This window comes from Chromobacterium sphagni, assembly GCF_001855575.1.
Lineage (GTDB): Bacteria > Pseudomonadota > Gammaproteobacteria > Burkholderiales > Chromobacteriaceae > Chromobacterium > Chromobacterium sphagni.
Genome location: NZ_MKCS01000002.1, coordinates 432,855 through 452,689, shown reverse-complemented (window position 1 = coordinate 452,689; position 19,835 = coordinate 432,855). Strand labels below are relative to the sequence as shown.

Annotated in this window: 9 protein-coding genes and 1 pseudogene; 4 read left to right on the top strand and 6 right to left on the bottom strand. The window is 56.2% G+C overall.

Features of this window, described 5'->3' with window-relative positions; translation table 11 throughout:
* Window positions 1-91 precede the first annotated feature (91 nt).
* Window positions 92-454, top strand: a complete 363-nt coding sequence (locus BI347_RS17970) for a helix-turn-helix domain-containing protein (RefSeq protein WP_071116628.1) — start codon at window positions 92-94, stop codon at window positions 452-454.
* Here BI347_RS17970 and BI347_RS17965 read toward each other — a convergent pair.
* From BI347_RS17965 to BI347_RS17955, 3 genes are all read right to left on the bottom strand, one after another.
* Window positions 451-1,002, bottom strand: coding sequence for a DUF5983 family protein (locus tag BI347_RS17965; RefSeq protein ID WP_071116627.1), 552 nt, complete (start codon window positions 1,000-1,002; stop codon window positions 451-453). The two genes, BI347_RS17970 and BI347_RS17965, sit on opposite strands and share 4 nt — an antisense overlap.
* Window positions 1,002-1,496 carry a DUF3768 domain-containing protein gene (locus BI347_RS17960; RefSeq protein ID WP_204378100.1) on the bottom strand — a complete coding sequence of 165 codons (495 nt, stop codon included), beginning with the start codon at window positions 1,494-1,496 and terminating at the stop codon, window positions 1,002-1,004. The genes BI347_RS17965 and BI347_RS17960 overlap by 1 nt, the downstream gene beginning before the upstream one ends.
* Before the next feature lie 82 nt (window positions 1,497-1,578).
* Window positions 1,579-2,532, bottom strand: coding sequence for a DUF932 domain-containing protein (locus BI347_RS17955; RefSeq protein WP_071116626.1), 954 nt, complete (start codon window positions 2,530-2,532; stop codon window positions 1,579-1,581).
* A gap of 891 nt (window positions 2,533-3,423) precedes the next feature.
* On the opposite strand from BI347_RS17955, the gene BI347_RS17950 reads away from it, so the two are divergent.
* The 3 genes from BI347_RS17950 (at window position 3,424) to BI347_RS17940 (ending at window position 8,365) form a co-directional block, all read left to right on the top strand.
* A complete protein-coding gene (locus BI347_RS17950; RefSeq protein ID WP_204378099.1) occupies window positions 3,424-4,653 on the top strand; it encodes a DNA adenine methylase in 1,230 nt (409 codons plus the stop codon).
* A gap of 61 nt (window positions 4,654-4,714) precedes the next feature.
* The gene (locus BI347_RS17945) at window positions 4,715-6,463 is read left to right on the top strand and encodes an McrB family protein (protein WP_071116625.1); all 1,749 of its coding nucleotides are present in this window, start codon (window positions 4,715-4,717) and stop codon (window positions 6,461-6,463) included.
* 12 nt (window positions 6,464-6,475) lie between these two features.
* A complete protein-coding gene (locus BI347_RS17940; protein WP_071116624.1) occupies window positions 6,476-8,365 on the top strand; it encodes a DUF2357 domain-containing protein in 1,890 nt (629 codons plus the stop codon).
* A gap of 511 nt (window positions 8,366-8,876) precedes the next feature.
* On the opposite strand, the gene BI347_RS17935 is transcribed toward BI347_RS17940, so the two are convergent.
* The 3 genes and pseudogenes from BI347_RS17935 to BI347_RS17925 form a co-directional block, all read right to left on the bottom strand.
* Window positions 8,877-15,065: a DEAD/DEAH box helicase gene (locus BI347_RS17935; RefSeq protein ID WP_071116623.1), complete on the bottom strand. Its 6,189-nt coding sequence runs from the start codon at window positions 15,063-15,065 to the stop codon at window positions 8,877-8,879.
* The gene (locus BI347_RS17930) at window positions 15,065-18,529 is read right to left on the bottom strand and encodes an STY4851/ECs_5259 family protein (protein ID WP_139167254.1); all 3,465 of its coding nucleotides are present in this window, start codon (window positions 18,527-18,529) and stop codon (window positions 15,065-15,067) included. The genes BI347_RS17935 and BI347_RS17930 overlap by 1 nt, the downstream gene beginning before the upstream one ends.
* A 109-nt stretch (window positions 18,530-18,638) precedes the next feature.
* Window positions 18,639-19,809, bottom strand: a pseudogene (locus BI347_RS17925) (IS3 family transposase).
* Window positions 19,810-19,835: the final 26 nt, after the last annotated feature.

The window sequence follows — 19,835 nt, the reverse complement described above, 5'->3', positions numbered from 1 at the left end:
ATTTTCAACTTTAAAAGTTGAATTCCATCCTGAAGAGCACTTCATGTCAATGAGTTGATTCACGACCATCCAGGTTGAACGGGAGGACGTGATGTCAAATGCAGATCGGGATGTGGAACAGTTGAACCTAAGGGTGGCGAAAACCGTCGCCCGTTACCGCAAGGCGCGCGGCCTCACGCAAGACGGCCTGGCCGAGCAATTGGGCATTGGTCTGGAAGCGGTTTCGCGGTTGGAGCGCGGCCGCATCACGCCTACACTGCCCCGGCTGCTAGGGCTGGCGCAGGCGCTGCAATGCGGCGTCAACGACCTGCTGGCGGAAACCAGCCCCAATCCCAGCGATCAGGCCGCGTATCTGGAACAGCTGTTGAGCCCGCTCAGCCAAGAGGATCGGGCGCTGGTGGTGGAGATGGTGGAACGGCTGAGCGCGCGGCTGACGCCAGTCACCCCACGCTAAGCGACGCGCGTGAGCTGGTCGCGATAGGCGGCAAACGCTTGGCGATCCTTGAAGCCGCGCATCGGGAAATACTCGGCGTCATCATCGGCATCGTCCAAATCCACGATCTTCCCTTCGCAATCTGCCCGCGAGGCATACACGCCTTCGACTTCCCCACCTGACATGACGACCAGAATGGCCGGGGGCTCAGGACTGCAGCCGGGGTCATTGCTCTCCAGGTTTCCCTCTTCCCAGTCGTAACTTGGCAAGCTGTCGACCACGTCGCCATCGGCATCCAGTCGCACCCAAGTTGCCGCCGGATAATTCGCCTTAACCCAGCTGGCAATACCTTGCAGGTCGGGATGATCTGGAAACTGCTGGGCGGGATCGGTATCGGCCTCCCCCAAGGCGATGAAGAAGCCATGGCTGTACTCGGCGTACGCTAGCTCGACCCAGCCGCCGACATTGATCTGCAACCAGGCCTTGGTTTGCTTGCGAATGTGTGAAGTGGAGAGCACAGGGAGGGTCATGGTCCAGCGTGGTTCAGCCTGTTGTTTGGATGTCGGCATCAGTATTCCTCCGCCAGCATGAGGGTCAGCACCCGGCGCGTCTGCGTGGCATCCCAGGGGGCTGCGCTACCCTGCTCGCCATCCAGCGCGTAGTAGTCAATCTTCCAGAACACCGTGTCGCCATCGATCTCTACTTGGCCGAAGTCGTGTTCCAGATAGGGATCGTTACCGATCTGGAACACGCTGAAATCTCGAACTGCAGTGAAGAAGCGGTCGGGATCGGCTAGGGCATTAAAACCTGGCGTGCAGCACACTTGACCCAGGCCGGGCGTGGAGAACGGCAATCCGGCACGCAGTTGATCATTGAGTTCGGCAGTACGCAGCTGATTCAGCAGCCAGGCGCCGGTTTGCGGCAGTCGGTTCACCTGCAGCAAGATGGCATCCGCGGATGCCAGATGCTGGGCCTGCATCAGCGAAGACAGCCATAGGCGAATGCCGGCCGGCTCCTGGGCCGGGCAGCGCTGGCCATCCAGCGTTTCAATAGGGTGTGGCATGTGACACTCTCCAGAAAAGGCATAAAAAAATCCCCTGTCTGACCAAGCCAGAACAGGGGAATCAAGGGACGAGCGAGAACGGTTAGTGCAAGAGCGCGAGCGCGTGTTTCAAGGCGCTTTCCTTCAACTGGGCGCCCTGGCCAAACCAAGCCGAATCCAGGCGGTGATCCTGGCTGCGCGAGCGGCGGCGATGATCCACGTATTCGGTCACGGCGTTCAGCAGACCCCAGGCCGTGCCGCGGCTGCCGGGAAGCAGTGCGCCGCGGCCTTCGCCGGCATAGAGGGCAGTCACCTGCTGCATGGCACGGGAGACCGGGTCATGCGGCGATGCTGCTGCCGGCTCGCGCAGCACATCGCTGAAATACTGTTTGGCTTCATCGGGCGAGATCGGACGGTTGGCCAATTGCTTGATCTCGGCCATGAAGCGATCCCAGGCCGACAAGCCAATGCCCAGCGATGCCTTCACCAACTTGGGATCAAAACGGGTGGAATGCGGCACTTTGACGGCGCCGCCATCCCTGCCCATGACGAACTGCAGCGTGTTGTTGCAGACCACTCGCACCGAAGTGAACTGGGCGGTGGTGCACAGCGTGCCGTCGCAGCTGGTGGCCAGCAGCAAGTAGGCATTGACCTGATCCTGGCCTTTGACCTGCATGCCCTGTCCAGTACGCGCCAACGCCCACAACTTGCGGCCGCCTTTGAGCACACCAGCGGTTTCCAGCTCAAAGCCGCCTGCCAAAACCAGATCGTTGTAGAAGCTCAGCACCTCCTGCGGCTGCACGACCTGATAACGGCTGGATACCACCGACAGCGGCGCCAGCGTATCCGAGCGATACAGCACCTTGGCATCGGCATGAGATCGGATAGCGCTAACATCTTCAGCGGCTTGGAACTGCACCGGCGCTTCCTGAATGCGCCAACCCATCCCCGCCTCGCGCTGCCACACCTCCAGCGGCAGCCCCTCCGACAGACGATTGCCCAAGCCATGCCACGGCGTGGCGCCGACATAGGCCATGGTTTCCACCAAATGCGCCATTTCACTCTCCCTGAAATAGAAACCCCGGCGCGTGGCCGGGGCGAGTCGATATGCGGAAGAACCGCTAAGGCGGGTCTTCGTGCGTTTCCAGGAAAATGATATGTGGCTGAAAAAATCTGGATTCTTACGCTTGGCCACCTTCCATCATCACGAAAGGAACGCAGGATGAAAACGATATTTGAAAAAATCTGGCATTCGCTGCAACCTCGATGGCCTTGGCGCAAAACGGAACCCACACCATTTCGTCATCTCACCCACTACGAATGCTCGTTTGGCGAGCCGAGTCGGGATCTGTTGGAGGCCGTAGATCGATTACTGGGACTAGCCCGTGATGACATCTGACGTGCTTCGCAGGTCGAAGCCATCAACGACTTCGGCGAGCAAGAGAAACAAACCGTGCGCGCCGTGCTATCCAGCATGGTGCTGCAATACTCGGCCCGCCGTTGGGACAGCCGCCTCCCGGCGGCTAAAGCCAAACCCTGACGCGTGGCGATGCCGCCGCTTTTCCTCAGAGTCGTCAGCACTGCAGACGAAAAACCGCATCATCTGGCCGGCGGCTACTGGGCCAAAACAGCCGGTCATGCCTGAGCGTACGGCTGCTGGTGGCCCCAGAGCAGAATTTCACTGTTCCGCTATGAGATGATGTTCAACGACAGCTCTACGCTGAACAGCGCCGCCACCCCAAAAACAGTGATCGCGACTTGCCACGGATTGATCTACGTGGTAATGCGATTACGTGGACGCGCGATCAACTATGCTGCGACACATCGACAACCGCGATTTGCTCACAAAACGGTCCTCAGCACTGTACAATCGCAGCGAACGAAAGTACGCCTAAGTAAGGAAATGATGGACATTGTAGTCGCTACAAGTGCCGATATGGAATCTGAGATGTCTCGCCCCCAAGGTAGTCCTCGAACGCCTACGTTCGCGCCGCGCTCCTACCCGCAGGTTGTCAAGTATATGGGCTCAAAGGCCTCCATACTTAGCTTCATCGGTGACGGATTTGCGACTGTAGATCATAACGACAAGCCGATAGTAGATTTGTTTGCCGGGGCTGCCGCAATTTCTGGCGGCTTTGGACACATCAATAGGATCATATCGAACGATATTCAGCAGTACTCGGCTGTAGTCGCTAGCACTTACCTAAAGCGGGCTGAGAAAATTGGGCAATTCGATATCGTAGAGCTTGCGAGCAGCATCGCCCTTGAAAAAATTTCGACACTTTCGTCGGATATGCATTATCCAGCGGAGACCTCGCTGGAGTCCTTTAATGAAATTGAGAAGCGCAATCGAGAACTGATATATAGGGAATTCGACACGACGCACCACTTGTTTACCAGATTTTACGCTGGGACATGGTGGAGTGCTGAGCAGTGTATCTGGATTGACGCGATAAGAGAGGTTCTAGATGCGTTGTTGAGCGCCGGGAAGATCGCAGATGCGGATTTCAATTTTGGCCTCACCTGCCTTATGCACGCGATGGCCTACACTAGCCAGGGAACCGGGCACTACGCTCAATTCAGGGACGCAAAAGATGCTGCGTCAATGTCGGATATCAATAAATACAGACGAACCTCCGTCCCCGCGATATTTAGCAAGAAATTCTCACCTCTGCTGAGTTGGAATCTCTCGAACGTCGTTGACCTAGGGCACGAGCTCGTCTCGTCGGACTACATAGACTGTCTCACCTCGCTGCCTCGCTCCGTCATTTATGCAGACCCGCCATACGCTTTCGTCCACTATAGCCGCTTCTATCACGCGATGGAAACGATTGTTAAGTACGACTATCCTGCACTCCAATTCAAGGGAGGTCAGCTTGTGAAGGGGCGGTATCGAATTGATCGTCATCAGTCTCCGTTCTGCATAAAGTCCCAGGTTCAGGGCGCGTTCACAAGCATGTTCGAAGGAGTGAAGGATTCGAATAGCGATCTTCTCCTTAGCTATTCCAATACCGGCATGATTGATATAGATGATCTCATCGATTTGGCTGCAACAATATTTGGTAGCCGCTATATGGTCTGGTTCGAGAACATCGACCACGACCATAAGACCATGGGACGGAGGGGGGATCATTCTCGCCAGGTGCAAGAGTCACTGATAATAGCTAAGAAGCGGTAACTGAACCCACGCGAGTTCAGCGTGGGGGAAACGTGGTTGTGCATTTAAGAAGGATGCGACGATGTCTGGTTTGGGTGAACTCAAGGTATCTCTGACAAAAAATGGTTTCCAAAAGATTGCGGACTTAATCATCGCGCACCCCCGGAACGAGATTTTGCAGAACATCAGGGGCGTGTATGAAGGCGTAAACCTCGACGAGGCTCAAGTCGTCAATATCCTGTCGGGAGACCAGAAAACGCGCGAGCTCCCCGACGTCTGGGACGATATCAGGCCGTTCGGGGAAAACCAAGTCCGCGCGTTGACCTTTATCGCAATCTTGTACAGCCACAACGCACTCATAAAAACGTTCGCTCAGTCCAAGACTGGCGAGATGCGGGGCGTGCTCCGCCGAAATTCGTTCAGCAATGAAAAAACGTACACGAACATAGCGTATGCCATGCAGTCTTTCGGCATCTGTACATACAAGCCAGGGGCACCCTACGTCGATTATTCGCTGGCGACTGTATTTTCCAATATGCATATTGGTCCGCTGGCGAAAAAAGTTATTTATAGGAAGCTTCAACAGACCGGGTGGCGAGAACCCGCGCCACATGACGACTTCCACCGCACGTTCTACGAGCAGTGTTTCCATTACCGATTCCACGATGCTCTCGCGCTGACCCCCGAGCAATTCGAATCGTGGCTCGAGGGCCTGAACGTCGAGGTCTCGGTGCCACCGGCCATGGAGGTCCCAGACACTGCAGTAGCCGTTAGTGCCAAGCTTGTGGCAGCCTTGGCGTCCAAGCCATTCGTCATCCTCTGCGGGGCGTCCGGGACAGGGAAGACGACGTTGATTCGGCAGCTAGCATCCGCACTCTCCCCCTCGGCCGTGGACCGACGTGCGAACCATGCATTCATCCCGGTTGAGGCGGGATGGACGGACGGGAGGCATCTCCTGGGTTACAAGAACCCGTTCGGGACGGATGGCGAATACTACGCGTGGACTCAGGTTATCGAAGTTCTATTAAAAGCCAATTACGACGATTACAGTTCGATTCCGTTCTTCATAATCCTCGATGAGATGAACCTCTCGTATGTCGAGATGTACTTTTCGCGGTTCCTTTCGATCATGGAGACTTCGACGTCGGATACTCCTGAACCTATAATCGACTGTGAGACTCTCCAACTTATGCTGCGCAGTGGAATGCTGGACGCGGAGCAGGCAAACATGGCGCAGGCAGCAATCAAAAAAGGGGGGCTTTATCTCTCCCGCAATGTCTTCATCGTTGGCACAGTTAACATCGACGAGACCACGCACAGCTTCTCGCCAAAGGTCCTCGACCGCGCCTTCGTCATTGAAATAACCTGCGGAGCACCGTCACTCCATGGTGCGAGCTTCATGATTCCAGACGAAGACAAGCTTGAGCTGCCGGCGAGTGATGTAGCGGGGCTGTTGATCAGCGCGGACATCAGCGCCGCGCCAGAGGATGCCGAATTTAACGAGTTCCTCGATGCAGTCTTCGAACGCTCTGGCTCGTTCCGGTTTGGCCCTCGCGTAACCAAGGAAATCAAGCGCTACATGGCGGTAACCGCAAAAATCGCGGCCTTTGCGGGCTCTCCCGCTGACTTCGCTCTCCCGTCTGAAGTGAGGGACAGGGTGCTGATGCAGAAAATCCTGCCAAAGTTTAATGGCAACCGTTCACAACTGGGAAAGGTGCTCGAGGAGCTATTGTCGATGGAGGACATGAAGACGCTTGCCAAGACTGTTCACAAGCTGGAGTCAATGAGGAATGGCCTGGGTCCTCTCGGCGCCGTCAGCTTCTTCAGTTAGTAAGGCGGCCACGTGAGACGTCTAGCAAAGATCGTCATAAGGACGTCCGGCGCGGAGCTGATCCTGTCGCCCAACGCGTTGCGTCTGCAAGATGACGGCGACGAGATAGAGCTTGAAACCGGCGTGTTCGGAACGATACCGGATGCCGACGAGGCTGCCCTGGCGAAGATTATTTATGCTGATGAGTCCGACACGAGTCGCGAGGTTCTGCATTCAGTGCAGCTCGTGGAAAATACTGACTACGATTTCTCGCTCGTCCTGAGAAAGACGTTGAGCGAATTCAAGAGGGAGCTGAAGCAGTATCAGGGGGCGTACCCATTCCGGAACAATAGGCTTGCGGACTATGTATCTGTTAATGCTCCTTCCGCTTGGTCCCCCCTTTCCGACAGTACGATCCGGATCACGGGGAGGATTAACTTCAAGAACTATGCCGGTTCGGCAGATTTCTCCCTTCATGACGAAGCGGGAGACTTCAAGCTCTACGCCTCGGTTCTGACGGAAAAGCTAACGGACGATGCCAACCTCTTTGGCATCTTGTCGGAACTTTCTGCATTATGCTCAACGGTGATATTCCAGCTCGACGCCCCAACCGAAATCGGACTGTCAGCTGACGGGGGGAGCGACGATGTGGCAATCATGTTCGTTTTCCACCTTCGCCGACTCCTGCGGGACGGACGCTTCAGTTACGCCGTAGACCAAATTATCAAGAGACCCGCCTACAGAAATAGGCAGTCCAAGAGGGTGGAGAACATCGCCTTTGCGAACCAGGTCGACCTGGTTGAGTTGGCCTCTAATCCGCTCTCCCTGGAATGGGTGCGGGGGGGGGCGCTCGCCAACAGGTTCCTCGGCTACACGCCCATCAGGGTGCCGATTATCGAACCGAAGATAAACTACGATATCCCTGAAAACCAGTACGTAAAGTCATTCTTGGTCGGCCTCGCTAGCCGGATCGACGAAATTGCCAGCAAGCTCGGCGGGGGAACTGGCGCGCTGCGAAAAGACCTTGCGCAGGCACGGGACTACATCTTTAGTGCGCTGTCCGTGAGCTTGTGGAGAAACGTGTCCAACAGCAAGGTAATCCCCTATTCGATGATCATGCAGCAGCGGGCCGGCTACCGGGATTTCTCCGAGGCGACTTCGAAGTTTGGCTTGGAGGCTACGTTAGCGCGGACACTGATGACCTCCGAGGACCTTGGCGGGGAGCTGAAGCCGGTCTGGTACCTCTACCAGATATGGTGCTGCATTCAACTGATCAGGAGCATCAACGCCGCCTGCGGGAAGCCCGAGGATGAGTGCATTGAGCGGGTCTTTTTTGTGGGCGATTGGAACTCCGGCATCCGCACGGGAAAGAAGCCAATAGTTTCTTGGTCCGTTGCCGCCGATTACGGACCCATTGAAGTCGAGCTGTTCTACAACAAGGAATTCAATGGCAGCGCCGCCGGAAGCGGGGCTTGGGATGGATCGTACTCACTGTCTTATTACCCCGACATCAGCGTTGCAATCACTTCGGAGCACGGGAAGAGCTGGCTGCATTTCGACGCGAAGTACAGGGTTGATCGCAAAGCTTTCGCCGCCTCCGGCCGCACGGACAGGGTGAAAAGCGACGATATCGAAAAAATGCATACATACCGTGACGCACTGCTTGGTACCAGGGGAAGTTACGTGCTCTACCCATCGATAGATGCCGAGGTAAAAATCTTTGTCAGGCATGCCGACAAGAAATATTGGGAATCGAACAGCCTGCCAAGTATTGGCGCCTTCCCGCTTCATCCGGGAGATGGAGAATGGCGTGTAGAGCAGCAGTCCAATCTATCCGGATTCATTTCCGAGGCGATCAAGGTGCTGAGTGGCCTTGATTATCAGGAGGAAACGGGATTTAGATCCCGTGGAAACCCCATATGAGGGACTGGCGGACAGCCCGCATGAACTCGAGTTATTGGATCAAACCCAGCAAACTTTTCTCAAGTAAACATGACCTATAACGGTTCCATACTAGCCGCCGGAGTTGTGTTGCGCGAACGGCAGGTCAGGCCGATCTGCCACTGTCGCAAAATTAGCATTTTGTCATAAGCCCCTATGGGGCTCATGGTGTCTCCGGACAAGATGACAGTCTCCTGCCAGAAGGCCGTTTACACAAAATTATGCACACCCTCCCGCCGGAAGACGCAAAGTGTCCATGTGTCCATGTGTCCATCAAGGAAGTTAATGGACATGATGCTCTCAAGAGCGCTAGCGCCGCTCAATGTAGTTCGGCCGACGCTTACACCGGAGAACGCATGATGAAAATAATACAGGGAGCGCTCACGCTAAGGATAGCAGCATCGCTGACATGCAGGTGACCGTCATAAATGGGCAAGGAAGCCCCACTCCCCCAACCCTCGCCCGATTAGTGGCGAGGGTTGGGGGAATACGTTTAGCTGATGCGTAAAAACAGCTGAGTGGAAATGACAGTGGGTGCTTCTACCTTGCCAACCGGGTTGACCAGCAGATCAACCTGCCGCCCAGCCGCCTCGTTAAACGGGAATGAACGTCCTCGACTATCACGATCCCGAACGGCTAACCAATAGGATAAGCCTTGATCCAGTCGAATACGAACACGTCTGCCAGAGGTAAAAGTCATTTCTAGCAACCGCCCATGCGCCATGCAGGGAACAGACCGCACCTCCCCCTCATAACCTAGATAATTCAGCGCGTCTTTTAGACGTGCATCACGCTCTTGGCAATCCGCCCAATCATGCCAAATCGCATAGCTTGACGAGCGAGCATTCTGGAATGGCTGGCTCTGCACAATGCACTTATGACCGCCACCCGAAGCCGCTGAATACCGCGTCAGTTCATAAAGCACAGATAAGAGCAAGCTTACTGGTAGTGGACTCTTCAAGTATCGGTCGAAATAAGAGATCGACTTCACTTCATCCTGCTCCAGCAACTGTGCAAGTGCCGGCGATTTTTCGCACAGCAACTGCCAGAATGCGTGGCCGAAGGCTTCGATGGATCCGTCAAGCTCCTCCCGGAGATCCAGCTCCAGGTCACCCGTACGTGGGCGTACGTCACCAACGGACACAGGGGCTGGCAATGACGGCAATCCAGGTTCACCATACAGCAGCATGGCACCATCAATACCACGCCCCCATTGTTCATCAGGCAAGCCAATTTCCATAACTGGGGTCGCCCACGCTCGCCAACCTGTTGACCGATGAACAGATGCCAAGAGTGGCCATGCAGCGTGTTCCGTCAGCATCTGTTCTAGCGGCAATTCACAATAGCTGGCACCAAGATCCAGGAGAGAAGCCAGTTTGTAGCGATTTTCCTCGCCCAATGCAGTCAAGGCTCCTTGTTCGGCGCATAACTCAATGTCCAAGCCACGTACTTTCCATCCCATCAACGCAGTCAGCAAGGCGTGGGCACTGGGTAAATCCCACACACTGGCGTGACCATGCCAGTACAGTCGCACCGTATCCGCATCTTTCTGCAGAAGCGTACGCTCTACAGCATCCAACAGGGTGGCACTTTCTGGCAATGTGCTTGCACCAAAAACCTTGTGCTCAGCGGCCAATTCATATTGATCCAGCCATTGGGGCGTCAGAAAGGCCAAAGCTTGATGGCGATCCAGGTGGTCTGCCGCAAAACGGGTATCGAAGCTCAACAGGCAATGGGGGCATGAGGATGTGCAGTCGGCATGGCACTCAAGCTGTTTGCGGACATCATCCCAGAAAGTCCGCTGCTGCAACCTTGGAGCAGCCAAGACCGAATATCCACCGGTTCGCGCATCAAATACCTGAATTACTCGCGCCTCCTGCCCTTCCAGCCACAGCACACGAGTGGTGCAGCCCAACTCGTCTTCCATCACGCCAAGTAGCTTGGCAATCGCAGCACGCATGGCAACTGCCAAGGTAAAAGCAAGGGTTTCGTCGTTGATCAACGTGCCTTCTGGCGTGCGCAGCACCACCTCCAAGGCATCAGTGATACTGTCATGACCCAGTACGATGTCTTGCTTGATTTTCCAGCTACTATTGCTACCCAGGCAGTCACGGCTTCCGGTTTTTTCTTCACGATCTCCACGCAACCGCTTGTGGGGCTTCCGAAAGATTTCAGGCAGGCGCAACTCGGTTTCTGGGTCGGAGCGGGACAGCATGGGTTCGGCACGACCACACTCCAGGCAGAGCGCATAGCCACGCCCATTCGTACCTGCACTATAGTGATAGAGATGTGCCTGATTGCTGGCGCGGAATCGTCCAGCCTCGGGATTGGTGAGCGACAGCCATCCCCCACGAACCGACAGCCACGGCTGCTTGACAGAGACATAAATCGGGCTGCCAAAGTCGTTATGGGGTGTGGCAAAGAAATCCACGGCAAAACCGCTGGGCACCAGATAGTGGTGAATCTGATCCTTGTGCAGGGGTTGTCCGCAATCGGCCTCGGGGCAAATTTCTGGCAAATGGCCGATTTCGCTGCCGCTGGCACCGCAATTGTGGCAACGCCAGGCAAACTTGAGTAGCTGGGCTTCCTTTTTTACCTCTTCTTCGTTGATCGGGATATGCCAGTTAAGTGTGACCCCCGCTGAGCGATACACCAGACCATCCAGTACGATCTCTGCCCCCGGCGCATACTCGCGCAATGCCGTGGCACGGTCTCGCGACGGCAATTGCAGGCGTCGGCCCCGGTTGTCTTCACGCTCATCCCCCTTGCCTTTCGACAAGTGGCCCCGGTTACGATTGTCCAGACTGACCACATCGGTCGGGAAACCATAGCCCGGTAGAAAGCGACGGTTGGCCAGTTCGGACAACAGGTATTCACCTTCAATACGCTCGATTTGCAGTTCCAATGCAATCAGTGCCTTGCTGGATGCTTTTTCACCCGCAAACACCGCACGCTGCTGGCACACACTCTGGTGTTGCGAGCACCACTCGTCTGTCAGCGTCGCCATCCGCTTGCCGGTGTGACGAACAAGCGACTCGCCCTGTTGACCCGCCAGCGGGGTATCTACAATCAGCCTTCGTAAGCTTTGTCTCAAGTCCGCATCCAGATTTGCCTCCGGATGCTCGCACCAAGCCACAAAACGCCTGGCCACACTCCATTCCCCCTCTTGAATGAAGAACGGCCCGCAAGTCATCCTACGAATTTCGTCATTTTTGACAATATTTTTCAACCAATACGACAGCAACCAGGAATACACATGCCGCATCACCAGTTCCGGGCTTTGCAGCGAAACATCCGGCACCGCAATCCGGGCGGTAAATGGCCAGTCGGGCTGGTCAAATACACTCTGGTCGTGCGGCGTGTTCTTGCAGACGGTCAGCGCCACTGCGCGTGACTCGCTGCGACGACCTGCACGGCCGGCGCGCTGCAAGTAATTTGCCGGATGGGGCGGAACATTATTCATAGCGACAACGCTGATACCGCCAATATCCACACCCATTTCCATGGTGGTCGAGCAACTCATCAGATTGAGCTTGCCGGCCTTGAACTGATCTTCATACCGTTCCAACCTCTTACGATCCTGCTGGGCCGAGTGTTCGACAGCGCGGAAGTAGGCACCTCCCTCCATTATGCGGTCAGACAGGTCACTCCACAGGCCTTCATCTCTAAGCGCCAAAACCCCCATTTCCGAGGCTTGCCATACTCTAGCCTGAGCAATCCGCTTCAGATCTTCCGCCCCTTTACCAAAGGGGTAGGGATAGCGCGGCATGTCCACCCATTCGACTTTGCAGGCCGCATCCGGGTTTTTTGGGTTGGTATAAGGCGTCAGTTCTTCAAATACGGTATCGAGCAAACGACGGGTAATCGGACAAATCCCCGCCTTATTGATGACGCGAAGGGAGGCTTCTTCCAGCCCAAGCTGATAGCCACCGTCACCCACTCGTAGCAACCCTACACGCACCAATTCATCCCACGCAGCACGCAAGATTCCATCCATGCGGTCGCGTTGCCCGTCAACACTCCAATTGAAAGCCCGCATCAACAATTTGACGGGACGGGATTGGCTACCTTTTGGATTGACCTGTGCCCAAATCCGGGTGCGGCTATCCGCCATTTCCTTCCAGCTGGGTGGGCGCAGCCACCTGGGGGAGAACCGGTTCCCAATGACATTCAGGAATTCAGAAGGTATCTGAATACACGTACCTTCTCGAACATAGAAATCGAGCAGCACTTTCAGATAGTGGCGCCAGCTTGCAAGATCCTTGGGCCAGTCATCGGGCAATGCGCTGACCTTTTCAAGTGATGGATAATACACCTGTGCCAGCCCCATGGTTTCCAGGCTGTTTTCGCGTTTGGGGCGGCGTGCAAACTCTCGGAACAGTAACATCGATGCCAGCTTGTTGGCGTCGATCTCCCGCTCAAAGATGCCGGGAATCAGATTGGCATAATAGTCCAACAACCCATACTTGATGTCGGGCTCTCCGGCCAGCTTGGACTGCAGTTCACGCCAAGGCAGCTTGGCCTGTTGCAATGCCGCCTTATCGGCCAACAACCGGTTCAAGGTTCTTTCATCGCGTGCAGACAAATCACCCAATGCCCGCTCTTGCTGTAATTCCGCAAGATCTTGCTCGTCTTCATCCGACAACCGCCCACTTCCCGCCGCAGCTAGAAGATGATGATAAACCAGCGCCCGCACGCGGTTACGCTCGGAATCCTGCTGCAGCTTGGCCGCTGTGCGCGCCGTACCCTGACGGCTATCGGTAAACGAAATCAGTTTGCGGCCGCGGAAAGGCTTGGTAGCCGGCTCGGAGGGATCTTCCGGACAATATTCGAGCAATGTTGAAATGACAGTGCCCAAGGTGAAAGGTGTGCCTACGGCCAAACGCCGAAACAGGCTGGCCTCGTTAGATTCGTGCAGACAGCTCGGGCAATACTGGTGGTCAAGCTCGCGGATGAGCCGAACAGCCAAAGCCCCATCTTCCTGGCGGGAGAGCAGCCGGGCGCTAACACGCTCCAGCCATTGCACTTCACTGTCGTGGTAAGGTTTTGCCACCAACAACACCGACTGCACGGGAGCGGACGACGGCTGCGGTGCTTTATCGCCATCTGTTTCTTCCTGCACATCCCGATCCAACTCGAACTCGTCCTCATCCTCCCGAGGAATGGCTTGCAAAATGCCGCGATGAGCCATGCCGGACAGGTGCAAGGCATTGCATTCATTACAACGAACCAGGGGCAGAACCGGAGCACCGCAGGCACAGCGGTTTCTCTCCTCGACATAGACCATGCCGAATTCCCAATCCTCGCCTGCCAGTGCGGTACCCGCCGTGCAAGAGCAATTAGCATCTACGCAGGCATACAAGCCACTGATCACTTTGTGGAATAAGTGGATTCGCAAGGGCAGGAAAGCTTGGCTACCAGCATTGCGCGTGCCTGACAAAATGTCCAACCAGGCGAGAAGCTCACCCGACGCTTGGCTTGAAAATCTGGACTGCAGGGATTTGAGGGTACCGAGCTTTTCATTCACAAAATGCGCACGTAAGTCTCGCGCAACCGGGTGCGTAGCGAGTTGACGATAACGCACCTCACTGGTTTCGCTATCTGGCTCGATCTGCTCTAGCGCCGCCAGAGACTCAGCCTCATTAGCGGGACGCACCTCATCAATCAGTTCCGGCACCTGACGACGCCCGTGCACGACATGAATCTGGTCGGTCCGCACCCCCGCCATCTTGGCCAGGAAAGACTTGAGCTGATTGGTAGTCTCATCATCCGAGCCAAACGTCGCCGACGTGGCAACGAAACGGACATTTTCGGGCTTTACCCCGAATGCCAGCATTACCCTGCGCAGCAACAGCGCCATCTCAGCCGCTTGCGAACCAATGTGAGTGTGTGCTTCGTCCAGTACGATCCATTCCAGCTTGCCTTGCGAAGCGTCTAGGATGGGAGCATCCTCCTTACGAACCAGCATGTACTCAAGCATCGTGGCATTGGTCACCAACATGGGCGGCACATCGTTGCGCAAGGTTCTGCGGTCCAACACCTGACCCGCATATTCACGATCACCGGCAGGGGCCTCTTCCGGCAAATTACCGGTATATAGGCAATAGCGCACATCACCATTCAGCCCATCGGTCCAGGCATCCAAGCGGTTTTTCTGGCTGGCAATCAAGGCATTCAACGGGTAAATGAACAAAGCCCGGACACCGCTCAACCTGCCCTCGTTCCCGGCTTGTCGGGTTAAGCGATCAAGAATGGGCACCAGAAAACATTCGGTCTTGCCCGAACCGGTACCACTAGTCACCACCAGGGAGCGGGGTGGCTCTATCGCCAGGGTTTGCCAAGCTTCGAGCTGATGAGAAAAAGGCTGCCGGCTGCAAGGAAATTCGTAATCGTCGAACAGTTTTTTGGGGGGATTGGCCATCACGTCCACCAGACGCGGATGCAACAGGCCACCTGACAGACTGCTCATGGTCTGGTCACTTGGCGTCCAACCAAAGGTAGGCTCGAATACCGGGTCGGCCAGCAGGCTGCCTGCCTCACCCGCTGCCTGACTCAGCTCTTTAGTCAAGAAGATGCGCAGCGGTTTACTGGAAACCCCCAACAGGCCCAAGGCCGCGCGCTGGCTGCGGGTAAGCAGGTCCTTGATAAGAGGCTGGATATAAGGTCGATAAGGTGAAGTCATTATGTTTTTTGTCTCTCAATGAGGGCGAAGGTCAGACCCGCCTGATAGGCTGTGTCGAACCAGTCGTGGTCAAATTCTCGATATTCACGCAAGGCCGTCAGTGTCCAGGGCTGGACAAGCCTCCCTATCGCTCCAGCTTCAACAAGCTGAAAGGCCAACATCAGGGGATAGGCCATGGTCAAAAGTTTGAAATCCGCTTGCAGATGCTTGACGGGTGTCAGCAGCCGGGTGCCGATGTCCGATCTGACAAAACGCGTAATCGCCTCAGCCTGCGTTGTGGGCCACTGCACACCGGTTTCTACGCTGCGCCGCAGCAATTTTTGGCTTGCAGCGTTTTCTCCATCAAACAATTGCTGATGCCATATTTGCCACATTCTATCCGGCGTGTTTTGCAGTACATTAGCAGCCCAAACCAGCTCACCCATTTTTTCTTCCGCGGTCAGTACCTCCACCTGTGTGCGCGCCAGATTAACGGTAAAACACAAGGCGGGATAATGCCGAGTCAATTGGTCCAGCTTATCTTTCGCATCACGGATAAACCTCCGGACACTGCGGTCACCTTCTCGCTGCCAATGTGCTTTCAGGCAGCTCAAGCTGGCCACCCAGTCTGCCGGTAAGGTCAGCTCCCATTGAAAGGGTAGCTCTTCAGAGAAACGGCCCAGAAACCGCTCAGCAAAGCCTTCAAGATGCAGCAAGGCCATGGTGATGGCGCGTGGGTGCCGGCCCAGCGCGACCCAGATGTCCAGCGTCGAAATGGGCAAATGACCTAGTGTCTCCAGCATGTCCGCTAGCAGTATCCAGTCCGGATGGGCGGGATCATTCGCCATCAGGTCGAACACTTGATGCAACTGACCCATGCGTTGCTGGCGGCCATCAAGAGACAAAGCCCGGCCCAGATCAGACTGCACAACCGCAGATCCCGCAAAGCGCTCCCCGATAAACCATGCCAGTGGTCGAAACTGACAGGCAGACTCCGGTGTCGGGTAAATCAACCACGTGCCGGGTTCACGGCGTTGAGGATCGAAAGACCAAGAGCCATTCGCCACCCCTTCAGAAAACTGGGGCGCGAGGTCGATCCATTCCGTCGGTTTGAGCAAGGGCACCGCGCGTACCTGTGTGGATGCAAGCACTTCTGCAGAAGGTAAATGACCGGCGGCACTAAGACGCAAGACACCTTGCCCCGCATCCTTTTCTACGTCGAACCCATAACGCGTGACCTGCAGGCCGGGATAAGACTCCCCCCCGGATTCGAAGGTAATCTCGACTCTGGCATCCAGTTGCTCGACACCACCTAGCATCTGGCGAATGATAGGTGCCAGCTCAAACAACCTGACTGAACAATAGCCACCTTGTTCGGAGGCGCGGTAGACCAGCGACCGCACATCCTGGTGATCAACGGCAAAACGGCAGCGTAACGTCAGTTTGACCGTCCATTTAGCACCGTCTTCCGGACTCAGCATACGGGCGCACAAGCCGGTCAGCGCGTCGGCCGTCAGGCTCTGGCCAGAGGACAAGACCTGACCATTGTCCTCTTTTGTCAGTACCACACCCTTTGCAGGGAACGGCAAGGATATCTGCTGCTCCCCACCATCAGGCCAATGCAGACGCAAAGGCAACGCGGTGGGCGGCGTTTCCTTTCTCGCCCGCACCCCCAGTCTCCAGCTCTCACCTTCGCGACACGCGGAGACATCTACCTCATCACTCAGCCCTGAAATGGAAATGGCAGGCCAATTCACCAAGTGGATCACTCCATCACGTGACGTCAGGCCCGCTTCATACTGAATGGATGCTTTTTCCGGCAAGCAGACCGCTGACAGTCGGGTCTGAACGTGTTTGCCCTGCTGCCAGACCAGCTTGCCCGCGCCATAGGGTGTGCCGCTGGTGGCCAGACAACGGCGGGCATTACCTGTAGCCCAATACAATTCGTTGGTGGACACCGTAGTGCGTGAGCCATCCTCACTTACGCGGCTGAGGCATGGTATGCCCAGAAACACATCGGCGGGATGAGATGGTAAATACAGACGCCGGCCATGCCAATACAGCAGGTCTTCCTGCTCCGTAACAGCTCCACACTGGATACGGAAACATTCCCCCGCATGACTGATCGACCAGATTCCCGTGCCCAGGCGGTACAACTTAGACCCTTCACGTGGGCTGGTCAGTGGCTGCTCAGTCTGTTCCTCATCGCACATCACCCAGGCTTGGCTGGGAACCAGCGCCAGGACGCCCTCGGCGCGCAGACGGGCGCTGCCTACCCGCAGCAAGCGGGCAAAGGGTTCGGCATCTTCAAATAGGCAGGGCAGGCCCGCTTCGGGTGGTGTGCCTCCTGGTAGATCTAGAACGTACAGCGTTTCGCCGTATCGACTGATGGACAACTGAATCGAGGCGTCAAACCAGGTGGCAGATAAGGTACGTTCCAGCACTTCCACGCGAACCTCCCCGGCCCGGATCACGGCACGGCCCACCAGACGCGATTGCAGTCCGACGGTGGCAGACAAATCAAACGACGAAGGAACCTCATTCTCGGACACATCCAACAATGTGGTCAGATGGGTGAGTGGAAAACGGCTGGCCATTTCCATTCGAACGGTCACGCGGGTCGTATCTTCACTGCTCCTGAGCAGGCCCCGTCGCAACACAAAAGGATGACGCGCCTGCCGCTCGGTCTGGCTGGCCTCACGTAACAAGCCGGTCAGTAGACTGCGCGCCGACTCGCTGTCCAGCTCCAGCGGGAGGCACCCACGCCAGTCTGGCGCTTTCTGGTCCAGCAACGAGACCGGGTCCTCCACCGGTCCACGGAAATACTGTTGTGACAGTGCACTGATGCCCACCACCAGTTCAGTCAGTAAATCCAGCAGCATGGTCTGTTGAAAGGTTTGCGGCAGTTGTCCGGCAAACGATGCGAACTCTTCCCGGATCTGTGCGATTGGCATGGCCGGCGCCACCGGAACCACACGGCGCAGCACCATTTTCAGAACGCCGGCAATCCGGCCATCCGCGCCTTCGATCAGGCGCAGCGGTACGCCGCCATTGAGCACCACCTGCCCGATGTATTTTCGGCCTTGCAACTGCTGCTGAGGCAAACACCAGTAGCGCATACCGTTAGTGACCCACTCGCGTATCGTGGCATGCGCTGGCTCTTCCAGTCCGATTGAATCGAAAATCCGACCCCACGACCACGCGCCGCCGTCATAGCAGCGTTTCCACCATTCCGACGCATACAACAACCACGCCTCGACAAATCCATGGTGACGGCCCAAATCGGCCACTCCCTGCAAAAGCACCGCATGCTTTAGTTGGGTTTGCAGCCCGCCAAACTCCTCATCCGACATACGATAGCGAAACAGCGCGCATCCATCCGCCCCATCGAGTTCGCGTTTGGCAAAAAATTCCTGCAGCCATTGCCTGAAAACCGACTGTTGTCTTTTGTCTGGGATCATAGATCCTGCCCTATCCTTATACATGCCAAACGCATTGCGCCTCCCTGTGCTGCAGGACTCATGAAAGAGGACCCACTTTCCCGCTGAATTTAAGCTTGAGCTTGGGCGCGATTTCCGGATCCCCGCGTAGCGCCTATGCTGCCTTTCCTGCTTCCTCGAACCAAGCTGCGTACTGTTGCTCCGGGGTGCGGTAACCCAGGGAAGAATGGCGGCGTTTTCGATTGTAAAACACTTCGATGTATTCAAAGAGATCTTGCTTGGCTTCCGCCCGCGTGGCGTAGTCTTTGTGGAAGACGCGTTCATTTTTCAAACTATTGAAGAAGCTTTCCATCGGCGCGTTGTCCCAGCAATTGCCTTTGCGACTCATCGACGCCCGCATGCCGTATTCGGTCAGCAGCGCCTGGTAATCGTGGCTGCATACTGGCTGCCGCGATCCGAATGATGCAGAAGCCCAGGGGCGGGGTTGCGCCGAAAGCGCGCCACCCGCAGCGCGTCCATCACCAGTTTCCGCGTCATCCGGCCATCCATCGCCCAGCCGACAATCACACGGCTGTACAGGTCCATCACGACGGCCAGATACAGCCAGCCCTCGCGGGTCGGGATGTAGGTGATGTCGGTTGTCCAGACTTGATCCGGCGCCGCCACGTCAAATTGCCGATTCAGCAGGTTGGGAGCCACTGGCAATGCATGTTTGCTGTTGGTCGTCGCCTTATAACGCCGCTTGTATCTGGCGCGGATGCCGTGCCGCGTCATCAGCCGGCGGATGCGAGCCTTGCTAACCGGGAAACCGCGCGATTTCAGCTCCTGGTAAATCCTGGGTGAGCCGTAAGCGCTGTTAAACTCGGCGTGAATGCTGCGGATGAGCGCCAGAAGCTGGGCATTGGACAGTCACAGCGCCGGGCCGCCGCAGCCTTTCCAGTTGGCAAAGCCACTGGTGCTGACAGACAGCAAGCGGCACAGCGATTGCAAGGGGTAGGCGTCGCGCATCCTGTCGATCCAGGCGTACTTCACTGCGACTTCTTCGCGAAGTACGCCGTCGCTTTTTCCAGGATTTCGAGCTCCATTCTGAGGCGAGCGTTTTCGGCACGCAGACGAGAGAGCTCCATCTGTTCGGACGTGATCGGCTTGCCCGTGCCGCCGGTCAACTTGCCGGCCTTGTGGGCTTTGCGCCAGTTGGCGAGCGTCTGCTCGGCAATGCCCAGTTCACGGGCAACCTGGACCTGAGGCTTGCCCTCGGACTCAACTTGCCGGACGGCTTCTTGTTTGAATTCGGCGGTGTAACTCTGCCGTGGAATCTTGTACATCGGTACCTCCGTATGCCAGTTTACCT

Bases quoted from the DNA above. Each gene is read 5' to 3' on its own strand.
- BI347_RS17970 (WP_071116628.1), top strand. From the start codon at position 92: ATGTCAAATGCAGATCGGGATGTGGAACAGTTGAACCTAAGGGTGGCG.
- BI347_RS17965 (WP_071116627.1), bottom strand. From the start codon at position 1,002: ATGCCGACATCCAAACAACAGGCTGAACCACGCTGGACCATGACCCTC.
- BI347_RS17960 (WP_204378100.1), bottom strand. From the start codon at position 1,496: ATGCCACACCCTATTGAAACGCTGGATGGCCAGCGCTGCCCGGCCCAG.
- BI347_RS17955 (WP_071116626.1), bottom strand. From the start codon at position 2,532: ATGGCGCATTTGGTGGAAACCATGGCCTATGTCGGCGCCACGCCGTGG.
- BI347_RS17950 (WP_204378099.1), top strand. From the start codon at position 3,424: ATGTCTCGCCCCCAAGGTAGTCCTCGAACGCCTACGTTCGCGCCGCGC.
- BI347_RS17945 (WP_071116625.1), top strand. From the start codon at position 4,715: ATGTCTGGTTTGGGTGAACTCAAGGTATCTCTGACAAAAAATGGTTTC.
- BI347_RS17935 (WP_071116623.1), bottom strand. From the start codon at position 15,065: ATGACTTCACCTTATCGACCTTATATCCAGCCTCTTATCAAGGACCTG.
- BI347_RS17930 (WP_139167254.1), bottom strand. From the start codon at position 18,529: ATGTATAAGGATAGGGCAGGATCTATGATCCCAGACAAAAGACAACAG.